This is a genomic window from Streptomyces sp. NPDC037203 (genome assembly GCF_055605065.1).
In genome coordinates, this window is the sequence record NZ_JBVJUC010000012.1 from 219,539 (window position 1) to 232,321 (window position 12,783).

A 12,783-nucleotide genomic window follows, 5' to 3' on the forward strand; every position below is an offset into this window, starting at 1 on the left:
CAGTGCGGGCGGGGGAGCCCGTCGGCGTCTTCGGCGTGGACTCCTCGCCCGCGACCGCGGGCGAGGAGCCGGCCTCCGGTGTGGGGGCCGGCCTCGGCCGAGGGTGTCGCTCCTCCGGTTCCGCTGCTCGGCTTGCCGGGGCTGGACGGGGAGGAGGTGGGCTTGTGCGTCGGCTTGTCTGAGGGGTCGGGCTTCGGGTCGGTGGCCGCCTTGGCGTTCGTGACGGTCACGGTGACCGGGCCGCCAGGGCCCGCGGTGAACGTCTTCGTCGGCTTGTAGGGGTCGTAACCGGCGGGGGCCTTGATCTCCTCGACCCAGAACGTTGTGCACTCCACCGCATGGTGGACTCCGGTCCAGGGCGCTGCAGCCGCCCGCCGAGCAGCACCGCGCAGGCCCCAAGGGTCAGCAACCCGCCGGCCAGGAAGGTGTCCCGCACGCCGGCCCACGGCAGAATCAGCCCCCCGAGCGCGGCGCCCGCCGCGATTCCGGCATTGTACGAACCCGAGTTAGACGCGAGTGCGATATCTGTGCGGCCCGGGGCACAGTGCAGCATCGCGTTCTGGGTCGCCATGAACACCGGCCCGAGCGCACCACCCATCAGCGTCAGGAACACCATCGCCGCCACCACATCGGTGCCGGCCGAGTACAGGCCGAGCATGCCCACCGCCTGCGTCGCCACAGCCGTGGTCAGCGCGGACTGCGGAAAGCGGTCGAGCAACGCACCAGTGATGCTCACACCGACCAGACAGGCAACACCGAAAGCAACGAACAGAACGCTGACCGTGCTCGGGGAGAACCCGCTCACGTAGCTCAGGAACTTGACGATGTACGTGTATCCCGTGAACGCCCCGGTGGCGGACAGAGCCCCGGCCACAAGCACCGTTGCGAACCGGCGACCGTCAGGGCTGGTCCCGTAAGCGGCGGGCTCTTCTTCCGGCCGCGAAGTCGGCAGCGTAAAGGCGATCACCACCAGAGAGACAAGTCCCAGAGCTGCCAGAGTGGCAACGGGCACCCGCCAGTCGCTCTGCTGGCCCAGCCAGGTTCCGGCAGGAACACCGAGCACCAGGGCCAGCGAACCAGCGACGGATAGCGCTCCGACCACACGCCCACGGAACTCGGGCGCGAACAGGCCCACTGCGACCGGTCCCATCACGGCCCAGAACAGCGCCTGAGCGAGCGCCGTCAGCAGCCGCGCCACGAGGAGCAGCCAGTAGGAGGTCGACAGCGCCGCACCCAGACTGGACACGACAAGCGCGGCTAGGAGTCCCGTGAGCACATGACGTCTGGGCACAGCCCGCACAAAGTGAGCGAGTGGAACAGACGCCACGGCCACTGTCACGCCATAACCGGTAACCAGAAGACCGACCGCTGACAGGGGCACCCGAATGCTCTCGGAGATGAGCTCCAAGAGTCCGACCGGCAGATTCTCCGCAGTGTTGAAGGTGAAGGCCGCCAGCATCAGGGCCACGAGCACCGCCAGCGCGTGCCATGGAGCCGATTGCCCCGTGACCGCACCGCTTCTTCCTGCCCTCACCCGTTGCGCCTGCTCGGTGGCACCGTCCATGGAGGTACCTCACCGGGCTCATCCGTCCCGGCGCAACCGAAATTCGCCTGCCAGACGTGACAAGCTCAACGGAAAGGCACGGCCCTCGGGATCGCCGACCCCGCTAGCGCAGCCCATGAGCGCCGTACCCAGCGAGGAAGCCCCCCGGAAGCGCCACCGGAGTACGGCCCTTCGCCGTGAGCCGGGCGCGGATGAACTGGGCTCAGTCCTCGTCCTGGGCTCGTCGGTAGAGCTTGGCGATGTCGTCGTCGAAGTACGCGGCGTAGGACACGTCGTCCTGGTCGCCCCCGCCCTCGTGGCCGCCCAGGACGCCGATGACCGTGCCGGTGTGGCTCTTGGGGTCGTAGTCGGCGAGCCAGGGGCTGCCGCTGGTCCCATCCTCGAGATCGGTGCACTGGATGCGCAGCTGGGTGTCGCTGAACTTCGTGGTGCGGTTCTGGCATGAGACCGGGGTGTCACGGCTGGCGGGGTAGCCGGTGATCTTGACCTTGTTGTCGAAGCCGCGGTTTATGCCGAGGGTGTTGCCGCCCAGGGCGTCCTGGATGTTCTTGCCCTCCTTTTGGTCGAGGACGAGGAAGGCGACGTCGAGGTCCTCGTCCTGCGACTTGGCCCAGCGGTCGTCTACGACCACCTTGCTGACCTTCCACAGGCCGGTGGGTTCGTCGCCGTTGCGATAGCCGGGGGCGAAGACCAGGTCGTTCAGTGGCTGTCCGGAGTCGGCGTCGAAGGCGCAGTGGGCCGCAGTGATCAGCATGTTCCGGCCCGGACTCTGCACCACGCTCGCCGTGCAGAAGTGGGCGCCCTGGTCGTCCTTTTCGAAGACCGCGCCGATCCGAGCGTTCTGCTCGGTCCTGCGGGGGGTGTACGCGGTGCCGTCCTTGGCCGGAGCCGTCGCGGAGAGGGCCTGGTCCTGGTCCTGCGGGGACTGACCCCGCTCGCCGGACTTGCCGAAACCGCTGCGCCCACTGCTTCTGGCCGTATGAGTTTCCCACGCGGTGTCGCCCACCACTGCGGCTGTCCCGATGATGACCAGCGTCAGGGGAAGGACGGCATTCCTGGCTAGTGAGCGCACAAGGTCATTATCGACGGGGGTCGGAAGTCCGGGAGGTGCTCCACGGGGAGGTTCCCGTCACATCCCACCGTCCCGAAGGCACCGGCCTGACAGCCCACACCCGCAAAGACCTGCCGTCCGGTCGCCGGCGGCCGGACGACCCGACAACGCAAGGCGGTCACGCGGGCACTCGCGGGCTGCCAGGACTTCGTGTCGGCCCAGGAGTTGCACCGGCGGAGGCCGACCGTCCGCGGACGGAGATGGAGGCGAGGAACGGCCGTGCCACTTGGATCGCGGCCCGGGCCTCCGGGGCCCAGTCCGGCCCCTGCGCGAGCGGCAACGGGGATCGCCCACCTCCTCGAAGACCTCGATGGCGGTCAGCTGACCGAAGCCGCTGAGGGAGGCAGGCCATTGATGACGGCGGAAATGGCGTCGGCGCCTATCCAGATCAGCTCCGCGCGGGCGTCGTAGGACTCGGTGGCCTTGCAGTCGAGCTGCTGGACGAGTGTCTCGATGCGGGAGGTCATGACGCGGAGTGGTCCCGGCGCCAGAAGGTGGGCAGCCACCAGCAGAGCACCGAGCGGTCGTCGGGCCACGGGGCGCGCTCCCCGGCCGCCCAGTCCTCGAAGGAATCCCGTGCCAGATCGATGGGGCGCCAGGCGGGGTCGAGGGGCTCGTCGCCGGCCGGAGGGCGGACGTACCGTCGGCCGTGTTCGGCGCAGGCGCCGAAGTCCTGGTAGTTCCGCTGGGCCTCGATCAGGGAGACCTTGTTCGCGCCGCCGCTCATGGCGGGCCAGCGGAACTGGACCCCGTCATCCTCCCAGAAGCAGACGGGGCAGATCTCGTATGAGCCGGGCATCGCGCTCAGCACGCGGTGCCCGCAGCAGGGACAGGGGTGGGAATCGCTGCCGTAAACGGCCGCCGGAAGCCAACGTATGCCGACGAGGAAACCCCAGGTCAGGGAGAGTACTCCGCCGCAGGTCAGGATCAGACTGCAGGACATTCCGGTTCAACGTGTAGTGGCAACGTATCGCGGTATCGACGCGTCGCCGATCTCGCGGACATGCGGGATCAAAGGGGCCGGCCCCCTTCGGGGCGGGCCCTTTTCCTTTTCCCGTGTCGGGACGGCTGATCCCTCGTACGCAGTTCAGCTCTTCTGCGGCGACGGCGCAGCCGCCGCCCGGCCGGGTGCCCCTACGGCAGGGCCGAGTCCGGGCACGAGTCGGTGGGCCGGGTCAGCGTCCAGCCGGTTCCGCGGACGTGGACGGTCAGGGAGGTGAGGGGGTGCCGGGTGGGGGCGGCGGAGGCCGCGAGGCGTTCGGCGCCGGTCGGGTCCGTGGGCTGGGGGGCGGGCGGCCGGGGTACGCCGGCGACCGTGCACACCAGTTGCATCAGGGCGGCCTGACTCAGGGCAGGGACGCCCGCAGGGAGCCGGACGGAGAGGGTGTCGTCGTCGACGGTCGTCACGTCCGGCGCGGCGGTCAGCCGGGGCAGTTCCGTGGTGACCGCCGGGGCCTCGCTCGTGGACGGTCCGTCGAACAGCGCGCGCACGGCGCCTTCGTAGTCCCCGGGGCCGTCTATCCCGCGCGGGTACGGCTTCGGCTCGCCGTCGTGCAGGAAGTAGACGGGGGTCATGGTGGGCGGCGGTGACTGGTGATCGGGAGCGGCCATGCCGCTTGCCGGCTGACCCGCCTCGATGACACCTGACCGGGGGACTCCGCAGGCCGCAGTCAGGAGCGCCGCGGCGAATCCGGCCAGCAGCGCGGGTATGCGCGAGCCCTTCACCGGGCTCCCCCGGCGGCTTCGTCGTCGGTGTCCGGGGAGTCGCGCCGCAGCGGGAGTTCGACCGTGAACTCCGCGCCGCCGCCGGGCAGGTTCGCCGCGCTGATGCGTCCCTGGTGCAGACGGACGTTCTCCGCCGTGATGGCCAGTCCCAGTCCGCTGCTCTCGCTCCTGGTCCGCGAGGCGCCCGCCTTGTAGAAGCGTTCGAAAATGTGCGGCATCGCTTCCTCCGTGATCCCCGGCCCGTTGTCGCTCACCTTGACGACCGCCCACGCCCCGTCCGCTCGCTCCTCCCGCTCCATGGTCAGCCGCACCGGCGCCGCCCCGTGCCGCAGCGCGTTGTCGACCAGATTGGCCATCACCACGTCGAACCGGCGTGGGTCCACACGCGTCCGGAGCACGCCCGGTCCGGGCACGCGTGTCTCCACCTGGTCCTGCCAGCTGCGTGCGGCGAGGGTGTTCGCCAGGGACTCGGCCAGGTCGAGCTCGTCCAGGTGGGGTTCGATCGCGCCTGCGTCGAAGCGGGAGATCTCCATCAGGTCCTCCACCAGTCCGCTCAGCCGGCTGGTCCCCTCACGGACGAGCCGCAGCGCGTGGCCTGTCTCCTGGTCCAGGTGGAGCGCGTTCTCGTCGAGCACGTCGGTGACCGCCGACATCGCGGCCAGCGGCGTCCGCAGTTCATGGGAGACATCGGCGACGAAGCGGCGCGCCTGGGCCTCCAGCCGGCGCAGCTCCGCCACCGACCGTTCCAGCGCGGCCGCCGTGTCGTTGAAGGACTGCGACAGATCGGCCAGTTCGTCGGAACCGCTGACCGCCAGCCGGACGTCGAGGTGCCCTTCGGCCATCCGGCGCGTCGCCCCGCGCAGCGCCCGCACGGGACGGAGCACGCCGCTCGCGGCCAGCAGCGCCAAGGCGACGGCGAGGCACAGTGCCACCAGGGTGGCGCGCTCGATGTTGCCGACCATCGCGTCGACGTACGCCTCTTCGGTGTTCTGCGGCACCACCAGGAACATCGCCATTCCCGAGAGCCTGGGCGTCTGGTCCGCGGCGGTGGTGTACGTGACCGGCATGCCGACGACGAGGAAGGAATGCCCTTGGGTGTTCACCCGCTGGAACACCGCGGCGCGCTTGGTCCGCACGGACCGCAGCAGTTCCGGGCTCAGCTTGTCGAAGTCGGCGCTCGGCGCCCAGGCGCGGTGGTCGCCGTACGTTGCCAGGATCCGCCACCCCTGTTCCGGGTTGGCGTGCAGCACCTGGTCCACCGCCGACTGGAGGTCCGAGGCGCCCGGCGCCGGGGGCGTGTAGACGGCCGCGGCGTTGACACTGGTCCGGAACTGCCGGATGACGGCGTCCTGGCTCTGCTGGAGCACCCCGGTGCGCGCGCCCCGGAAGGCGAGTGCCCCGGTGCTCAGGGCACTGACCGTGGCGACCAGGACGAAAGCCGCGATCAGGCGGGGGCGCAGGCCCCGCAGTGGAAGCGGGACGCGTGCCAGGGCCGCCCGCAGGAAGGGCACCCGCCCGGACACCGGGCCGTTCACGAGGTGCCGAAGCGGTAGCCGAAGCCGCGCACGGTCTGGATGTACCGGGGCCGGCCGGCGGGCTCACCGAGTTTGCCGCGAAGTCGCTTCACACAGGCGTCCACGAGCCGTATGTCGCCGTAGTAGCTGTGCTCCCAGACCAGTTCCAGCAGTTGCTGGCGGCTGAACACCTGGTCGGGCGAGGCCGAGAGGGTCAGCAGCAGCCGAAGCTCGGAGGGGGCGAGCGTCACGCGTTCACCGTTGTGCGTCACCACGAGTCCGGCCCGGTCGATGACCAGGTCGCCGTGCGACTCCGGCCGGGGCCGGGCGGTGTTCGAGACGGACGGGTCCTGCCTGCGCAGCACGGCCCGTATGCGCGCGTCGAGCACCCGGGCCCGCACGGGTTTGACCACGTAGTCGTCCGCGCCGGCCTCCAGCCCCACGACCACGTCGATGTCGTCCCCCTTGGCGGTCACCATGATGATCGGCACCTGGTCGCGGTCCCTGATGCGCCGGCACACGTCGAGGCCGGACATGCCGGGCAGCATGAGGTCCAGCACGACGACGTCCGGGCGGAAGGAGCCGAGGTGTTCCCAGCCCTCTTCGCCCGTTTCGGCGGCGATCACCTCATGTCCCTGATGTCGCAGGCCCAGCCGGACGGCCTCGCGTACGTCTGGGTCATCCTCGACAAGCAGAACTCGTGGCACCTCGGGAGTGTAGGCGGATACCGGCGGGTGACCGTCCGGAGGAGGGGGCCCTGGGCGGGGGCTGTTACCAAATGATCACACCGGGCCGAGGGGCCGCCCGCCGGTGGCCGGGCCTGCGGTGACGGGCACCGCCGGGAAGCCACTTCGTTACCTCTCCGTGACGATTCGCGCTCATGGCGATCATCTGAAATGGCCAGTTTGAGCTGCCATGCACGCATCTCACCGGGCCGAACGCCGCCGGCCCTCTCGCCGCCGGCGACGGCCACGCCGTCGGGGCAGGGGCTGGCCGGTCGCCGCACTGACGGTCGTCGGACTGCTCGGCTCCGCCGCCGTCCTCCTGGACGGCCGGAGCGACGCGTCGAGCGGCGCGCCGCGTCAGCGGAGCGCGGTGAGCGCTCCACCCGAGGCCCAGACCCAGAGCAAGACCAAGAACAAGAACAACAACACGGCGAAGAGGAAGACCGCTCCGCCGCCCTCCCCTTCGCCGACCGACACCGGGACCGAGGCCTCCTCGAAGGGCACCGGCGTATTCGTCACCGCGCGGGCCGGCGGCGCGAAGGTCGGCCGGGGCCCGCGTCCGCTCCGTTACGTCGTGAAGACCGAGACCGGCCTCGACCTCTCGCCGGCCCAGGCGGCCGACGAGATCGCCGGCATACTCGCCGCCCCCCAGGGCTGGACCCACAACCCGGCCTACGGGTTCCAGCTGGTGGGCGCGGGACAGCCGCACGACCTCACGGTGAGCATCGCGACGCCGGGGACGGCCGACGCCCTGTGCTGGGCGGGCATCCACCAGGACACCGGGGGCGAGTACAACTGCGAGGTCCCCGGCGGAGTCGTGGTGAACCTCAAGCGCTGGGTCGAGGGCTCGCCCACGTTCGACGGTCCGATCCATGACTACCGGGCGCTGATCATCAACCACGAGATGGGGCACTTCCTGGGCTACACGCACACCACCTGCCCCGGGCCCGGCCGCTTGGCCCCCGTGATGATGCAGCAGATCAAGGGGCTGCACGGATGCGTCGCCAACGCCTGGCCCTACGACAGGAACGGCGCCTTCGTCTCCGGGCCGAAGGTGCCGTGAGCCGTCGTGACGTCCCCGCGGGCCGCTCGCGGGGAGCCGGTCGACGCGCTGCGGTGGCGGCCCTGCCGCGGGAGCGGTCAGGTCGCAGGGGCCGCGCGAGGGACTCCCGCCACGGGGGCAGGGGAGCGAGGCCGCACGCGCTCCAGCGGTCGTGGGCGAGGACGCCGTACGCCGGACGGGGGGCCGGCCGGGGGGAAGGCGGCGGAGGTGGTGGGGTGGATCAGGCCGGGGTCGCGGCCGGCGAGGGCGAGGACCTCGCGGGCCAGGCCGTACCAGGTGGTGCGGCCGGACGCGGTGCCGTGGTAGACGCCGGCCGGGGCCGCGCGGCCCAGGCGGGCGAGGAGAACGGCCAGGTCGCGGGACCAGGTCGGCTGGCCGTGCTGGTCCATGAGTGCTTCCACGGGAACCCCCTGCCGTGCGGAGATCCGATCACCGCACCCTGCCACGGGGGCTGAAGCCGTGTCAGCGGAATGATCAGCCAGCGTGCGGTAATCGGCCAGGTCCGATGGCTTCGTGCCATTCGTCGGCAACCCGACCCCAACATCACCGAGGCCCAGCTGCATAAAGAGGTTGGGGGCGTGCTGCCGTCCCGCGGGGTGGCCGGTCGAGTGGGGGAGGTTGTTGCGACGGGTGGCGGACGGATCCGTCTGGGGAAATGAGCGGCGGGGCCCCCTGATACGCGGTACGGTGCGCCGATGTCAGAGATCAGGACGTTCCAGGTCACCTTCGACTGCGCGGAACCCGAGCGCCTCGCCCGCTTCTGGTGCGAGGTGCTGGGTTACGTCGTGCCGCCGCCGCCCGCGGGGTTCGCCACCTGGGACGATTTCAAGCGTTCGCAGTCGCCTGAGGAGCGGGATGCATGGTTCGCCTGCGTCGACCCCTCGGGTGTGGGCCCGCGACTGTACTTCCAGCGCGTCCCCGAGGGCAAGGCCGTCAAGAATCGGGTGCATCTCGATGTGCGGGTCGGCACGGGACTCGTGGGTGAGGAACGCCTCGCCGCACTCGAGGCCGAATGCAAACGGCTGATCCCGCTCGGCGCGGTCCACGTGCAAACGCTGTACGACGGCAACGACTCGTGCATCCCGATGCTGGACATCGAGGGCAACGAGTTCTGTATCGACTGAACACTGCGCGGCCCTCTGCAGTGCGGCGGAGTGTGCCGGAGTGCGGGTGGTGGGCGAAGGCTTCGGCGAGCAGCTGGTTGGCGCGCAGGGTGCGGGCGAGGACGCCGTGGACGGCCGCGTGGCTGATCTCCTGGATCAGCGGGGACGCCCTCTCGGTCTGGTCGTCTTCGTACGCCGAGACCTGGTGAAGCGGGCGGTCCGGCAGAACAGCGAGCAACTCCTCGCCCGATATGGACCGTACGCGCTGCGCTGGGACAAAGAGGAAGCGCTACGCCTTGCGCTGTGGGTGGTCACCCCCGGCGCGGCCCCGGTCACGCGTGGCGGGGATCGCTCATCCGGGTTCGCGTCGCTCCGCGGTCCGCCGCGACTCCTCGACGACGCGGCTCAGCGCCGCCACGTGTCTCTCAAGTGCCTCGCGTCCGGTCGGGGTGAGCGCGAGCCACGTGCGGGGGCGTTTGCCCACGTAGCCCTTCTTCACCTCGACGTAGCCCCGGGACTCAAGCGTGCTGACCTGCTTGGAGAGCGCGGAAGGCGACATTCCCACCGCGTCGCGCACCCATCCGAACTCGGCCCATTCCACGCCCACCAGCAGCGACACGATCGACAGCCGCGTCGGGTCGAGCAGGGCGGTGTCGAAGTCAGCGGGATCCATGGGTGGCACCGCCCAGGCCGTCCTTGCCGGCGTCGCGGAGGGCCAGGGAGGTCAGGGCTTGCCGGAGGGTGCGGCCGAAGATGATGAGCGTGGCGCCGAGCACCGCGCCCACCACGGTCCACATGTACGGGAACGGCTCGTGCGGCAGGAAGGGTGCGCCGAGGAAGCCGATCAGCACCACGGCGAGGATCGCCAGTTGGGCCAGGCGCACGAAGCGCGGGGAGAATTCGTCCTTGCGCGGACGGGTGGGCCGGCCCAGGAGGGCGCCGCCACGGGGGCTCCGCAGCATCACCACGTACGCCAGGGTGAGTGCGCCGACCGCCAGGGAGATCCCGGAGCGCACGCCCTCGCCGAAGAAGTCGGGTGCCGCCAGTTCGGCGAAGATCGCGACGCCGAACACGACGCCGACCCAGCGGGATTCCCGCTCCGAGGCATGGGCTTGGCCGCGGCGCCGCTCGATGTCGCGCAGCGCACGGGCGGCCTCGGCGGGCGGGGTCACACGCTCGGGCATGGGATACCTCCAGGTGCTTGGGCGTGCTTCAACAGAACTAGTTTCCTGTTAGGAAACTAGTTCTTGATAGTGGAATAGTCAACCGGCAGGACAGTCATGTCCTGAGCGCCATAACTGCCTAAGCTGGGCCTGAATCCGTCCTAGGGTACGGGTACGTACCCGTACCCTGGTGGGTGTAGAGAGGAGCCTGATGATGTCCGACGCCAACGTCCGCATCCCGGAGGAAGCCCGGGACCGGCTCGCCGCCATAGCGGCAGCCGAGGGAATGTCGCTGCGTGCCTACCTGGCTCGCCTCGCCGACACCCTGCTCACCCCCGCCGAGCGCGCCGAGCGCGCCGAGCAGGCCCGCGCCGCCCTTCAGGAGTGGACGGGCTACGCGCCGACCCGGGCGCAGGAGCAGGACCTCGACAGCGAGCTGGACCGCCGGCTGGCCGAGGCGGGAGCCCGGTGAGCGACGCGATGCACATCGTCCTGGACGACACCGCGATGGCCGCGGCCGGCCGCGGTAACGTCCTGGCCTCGCGGCTGATCCACCGCGCCCATGCGGAGTCCGGCTGGTACCTCTACGCCCCGGCGTGCGCGCTGGTCGAAGCCGATCGCGCCCGGCCGGGTACGGCCGAGCACCTTGCCGCGCTGCCCGGCATCACCGTCCTGGACCTCGACCTGCCCTCCGCCCTGGCAGTGGCCCAGCAGGACACCTGGGCCGCGGCACACTGCCAGTACGCTGCGCAGCCCACCCCGGACCGTCCGGGCGGGGCGCTGATCGCCACGACCGCCCCCGACCGCTGGAAGGGCGAGCCGGTGCGCGTCCTGGACCTCACCCCCTGACCATCTCCTTACGGCCTCGGGACCAACCTGGCCGGAAGCGGTACCAAGGGTGAGCAGCGTGATACCTGAGGAGCGAGGCATGGTGGGACCGCGGAGGACACAGATGGGGAAGCACAGTCCGTGACAGTGCCCTCCGCTCACCTGATACCGGTGCTGGAGGCCATCGGGGCGGCGGCCTATCTCGTGGACGAGCAGGGCCGCATCATCGCCGCGAACCGTCGTGCCGAAGGCGTGCTGGGCCGTCCTGCCGACGAGCTTGTGGGGCATGACGCTCACGATCTGCTGCACCGCGGGCCGCAGGGCCAGCAGCTGGCCCCCTCTCAGTGCGGCATGCGGCAGGTGTCCCACGCCGCAAGCCCGGCCGGGGGCGGCCGCGAGCACTTCGAAAAGGCCGACGGCTCCCTGCTGCCCGTCTTCCGGACGATCGCGCCGTACGACATCGGCGATCGGCACGTCGGCACACTCGTCATCTTCCACACCTCCGGGCATGCCTCTGGCCCCGGAGCGGGCCCGGAGCAGGCCGCGGGAACGCTGACCGCCTTCGAGCGACTCGCCCTGCTCGCCGAGACCACCACTCAGCTGACGTCCACGTTCGACACCGAGGAAGCGCTGCGCCGGCTGGTCAGCTTGGTCCTGCCGCGCCTCGCGGACTGGGCTGTCATCGACCTGATCACCGAACGCGACGAGGTGTGGCGTGCGGCCGTGGTTCAAGCTGACGGCGACGCCCTGGTCCACCACGAGGGCCTTGAAGGGCCGATGCCGCCGATCCCGGAGGAATCCCCGATGCCGCTGTCCCAGGCATTGCGGGGCGTCGCCTCCGCTCTGGCCGGCCCCGACACCTATCAGGGCTCCCCGGACTCCGGGATCACAGCAGAGCAGCACCGCCTGTTCGAAACCACCGGCATCCACTCCGCGGCCATCGCACCGCTGCGCAGCACGCGCGACGTGCTGGGAGCCCTCACGCTGGGCCGTGCCAGCCAGCCCGGCGCCTTCACCGGCGCCGACCTGGCCCTGCTGGAAGACATCGCGCGCCGCGCCGGCCTGGCCCTGGACAACGCCCGCCTCTATCAGCGCCAGCGCAAGGTCGCCGAGACCATGCAGAATCACCTGCTGCCGCAGATGCCGAGTGTGCCCGGCCTGCAGATGACCGTCCGCTACCTGCCCGCTCCCGATGCCTCACAGGTCGGCGGCGACTGGTACGACGCCTTCACGCTGCCCGACGGCGCCGCCGCCCTCGCCGTCGGAGACGTCGTCGGCCACGACCTGGAAGCTGCCGCCGGCATGGCCCAGCTGCGCAACATGCTCCGCGCCTACGCCTGGTCCCGGGAGGAGTCCACCAGCCGGATCGTCGAACGCCTCGACGATGCGATCATGCCCATCACCGACGTCACCATGGCCACCCTCGTCCTCGCCCGGGTGACCCAGAACAGTGACGGACACTGGCAGCTGTCGTGGACCATTACCGGTCACCCCCCGCCCCTGCTCATCACTCACGACGGCCTGGCCCGCTACCTCACCGACGGCCACGGCCTCCTGCTCGGCACCGGGATCCGCAGACCTCGCCCCGACGCCACCGTCCGCCTTCCCCCGGGCTGCACCCTCGTGCTGTACACCGACGGCCTCGTCGAAAGGCCCGGCCACACCCTCGACGACGGACTGAACCGCCTGCGCCAGCACGCCGCCGCCCTCGCCCACCGCCCCCTGCCGTCCTTCACCGATCAACTCCTGCACTGTGTCCAGCCACCGGGCCTCGACGACGTCGCCCTCCTCGCCCTCCGCACACCCGCCCAGGAACGGCACCAGCCCACCCCGCGGAACGGCGAATAGGCCGCACGCCCTCCCAGAGCCGTACCCGGCGACCTGTGGCCGACGACGACTCCACGCGGACCGGCGGGCTTTGCGGCCGGCCGCAGATGACGTGTGGCGGGCACAGGCTGGCCGTCTCCGCCGCGCGCGGCGCCGGGCA

Annotated in this window: 15 protein-coding genes; 5 read left to right on the forward strand and 10 right to left on the reverse strand. The window is 70.7% G+C overall.

What is annotated here, in order from left to right:
* Positions 1-226 precede the first annotated feature (226 nt).
* The 7 genes from ACZ7EC_RS28075 to ACZ7EC_RS28105 form a co-directional block, all read right to left on the reverse strand.
* On the reverse strand, positions 227-1,459 hold the full coding sequence (locus ACZ7EC_RS28075; protein ID WP_471066958.1) for an MFS transporter: 1,233 nt from the start codon (positions 1,457-1,459) through the stop codon (positions 227-229).
* A gap of 307 nt (positions 1,460-1,766) precedes the next feature.
* On the reverse strand, positions 1,767-2,570 hold the full coding sequence (locus ACZ7EC_RS28080; protein ID WP_471066880.1) for a trypsin-like serine peptidase: 804 nt from the start codon (positions 2,568-2,570) through the stop codon (positions 1,767-1,769).
* A gap of 422 nt (positions 2,571-2,992) precedes the next feature.
* On the reverse strand, positions 2,993-3,142 hold the full coding sequence (locus tag ACZ7EC_RS28085) for a hypothetical protein (protein WP_471066882.1): 150 nt from the start codon (positions 3,140-3,142) through the stop codon (positions 2,993-2,995).
* Entirely contained in the window at positions 3,139-3,576 is a 438-nt protein-coding gene (locus ACZ7EC_RS28090; protein ID WP_471066960.1) for a CPCC family cysteine-rich protein, read from the reverse strand. The genes ACZ7EC_RS28085 and ACZ7EC_RS28090 overlap by 4 nt, the downstream gene beginning before the upstream one ends.
* Positions 3,577-3,809: 233 nt before the next feature.
* Entirely contained in the window at positions 3,810-4,286 is a 477-nt protein-coding gene (locus ACZ7EC_RS28095) for a GerMN domain-containing protein (RefSeq protein ID WP_471066884.1), read from the reverse strand.
* 110 nt (positions 4,287-4,396) lie between these two features.
* Positions 4,397-5,935 carry a sensor histidine kinase gene (locus ACZ7EC_RS28100; RefSeq protein ID WP_471066886.1) on the reverse strand — a complete coding sequence of 513 codons (1,539 nt, stop codon included), beginning with the start codon at positions 5,933-5,935 and terminating at the stop codon, positions 4,397-4,399.
* Positions 5,932-6,621 (reverse strand): response regulator, encoded by a 690-nt coding sequence (locus ACZ7EC_RS28105; protein ID WP_471066888.1) that lies wholly within the window; start codon positions 6,619-6,621, stop codon positions 5,932-5,934. The genes ACZ7EC_RS28100 and ACZ7EC_RS28105 overlap by 4 nt, the downstream gene beginning before the upstream one ends.
* A 208-nt stretch (positions 6,622-6,829) precedes the next feature.
* Here ACZ7EC_RS28105 and ACZ7EC_RS28110 point away from each other — a divergent pair, with 208 nt between their 5' ends.
* Positions 6,830-7,702, forward strand: a complete 873-nt coding sequence (locus tag ACZ7EC_RS28110) for a DUF3152 domain-containing protein (RefSeq protein WP_471066890.1) — start codon at positions 6,830-6,832, stop codon at positions 7,700-7,702.
* Between the two features lie 77 nt (positions 7,703-7,779).
* Here ACZ7EC_RS28110 and ACZ7EC_RS28115 read toward each other — a convergent pair whose 3' ends face one another.
* Positions 7,780-8,103, reverse strand: coding sequence for a sugar nucleotide-binding protein (locus tag ACZ7EC_RS28115; protein WP_471066892.1), 324 nt, complete (start codon positions 8,101-8,103; stop codon positions 7,780-7,782).
* 294 nt (positions 8,104-8,397) lie between these two features.
* Here ACZ7EC_RS28115 and ACZ7EC_RS28120 point away from each other — a divergent pair, with 294 nt between their 5' ends.
* Entirely contained in the window at positions 8,398-8,826 is a 429-nt protein-coding gene (locus ACZ7EC_RS28120; RefSeq protein WP_014677231.1) for a VOC family protein, read from the forward strand.
* A 331-nt stretch (positions 8,827-9,157) separates the two neighbouring features.
* On the opposite strand, the gene ACZ7EC_RS28125 is transcribed toward ACZ7EC_RS28120, so the two are convergent.
* Positions 9,158-9,478, reverse strand: coding sequence for a winged helix-turn-helix domain-containing protein (locus ACZ7EC_RS28125; protein ID WP_471066894.1), 321 nt, complete (start codon positions 9,476-9,478; stop codon positions 9,158-9,160).
* A complete protein-coding gene (locus ACZ7EC_RS28130; RefSeq protein WP_471066896.1) occupies positions 9,465-9,989 on the reverse strand; it encodes a hypothetical protein in 525 nt (174 codons plus the stop codon). The genes ACZ7EC_RS28125 and ACZ7EC_RS28130 overlap by 14 nt, the downstream gene beginning before the upstream one ends.
* Before the next feature lie 193 nt (positions 9,990-10,182).
* On the opposite strand from ACZ7EC_RS28130, the gene ACZ7EC_RS28135 reads away from it, so the two are divergent.
* From ACZ7EC_RS28135 to ACZ7EC_RS28145, 3 genes are all read left to right on the forward strand, one after another.
* Complete coding sequence (locus ACZ7EC_RS28135; RefSeq protein ID WP_358679765.1) at positions 10,183-10,440, forward strand: hypothetical protein; 258 nt, start codon at positions 10,183-10,185, stop codon at positions 10,438-10,440.
* A gap of 8 nt (positions 10,441-10,448) precedes the next feature.
* Positions 10,449-10,817: a PIN domain-containing protein gene (locus tag ACZ7EC_RS28140; protein WP_471066962.1), complete on the forward strand. Its 369-nt coding sequence runs from the start codon at positions 10,449-10,451 to the stop codon at positions 10,815-10,817.
* 126 nt (positions 10,818-10,943) lie between these two features.
* Entirely contained in the window at positions 10,944-12,644 is a 1,701-nt protein-coding gene (locus ACZ7EC_RS28145) for a PP2C family protein-serine/threonine phosphatase (protein WP_471066898.1), read from the forward strand.
* Positions 12,645-12,783 lie beyond the last annotated feature (139 nt).

Bases quoted from the DNA above. Each gene is read 5' to 3' on its own strand.
- ACZ7EC_RS28075 (WP_471066958.1), bottom strand. From the start codon at position 1,459: ATGCTGGCGGCCTTCACCTTCAACACTGCGGAGAATCTGCCGGTCGGA.
- ACZ7EC_RS28085 (WP_471066882.1), bottom strand. From the start codon at position 3,142: ATGACCTCCCGCATCGAGACACTCGTCCAGCAGCTCGACTGCAAGGCC.
- ACZ7EC_RS28095 (WP_471066884.1), bottom strand. From the start codon at position 4,286: ATGGCCGCTCCCGATCACCAGTCACCGCCGCCCACCATGACCCCCGTC.
- ACZ7EC_RS28110 (WP_471066890.1), top strand. From the start codon at position 6,830: ATGCACGCATCTCACCGGGCCGAACGCCGCCGGCCCTCTCGCCGCCGG.
- ACZ7EC_RS28120 (WP_014677231.1), top strand. From the start codon at position 8,398: ATGTCAGAGATCAGGACGTTCCAGGTCACCTTCGACTGCGCGGAACCC.
- ACZ7EC_RS28125 (WP_471066894.1), bottom strand. From the start codon at position 9,478: ATGGATCCCGCTGACTTCGACACCGCCCTGCTCGACCCGACGCGGCTG.
- ACZ7EC_RS28130 (WP_471066896.1), bottom strand. From the start codon at position 9,989: ATGCCCGAGCGTGTGACCCCGCCCGCCGAGGCCGCCCGTGCGCTGCGC.
- ACZ7EC_RS28135 (WP_358679765.1), top strand. From the start codon at position 10,183: ATGTCCGACGCCAACGTCCGCATCCCGGAGGAAGCCCGGGACCGGCTC.
- ACZ7EC_RS28140 (WP_471066962.1), top strand. From the start codon at position 10,449: ATGCACATCGTCCTGGACGACACCGCGATGGCCGCGGCCGGCCGCGGT.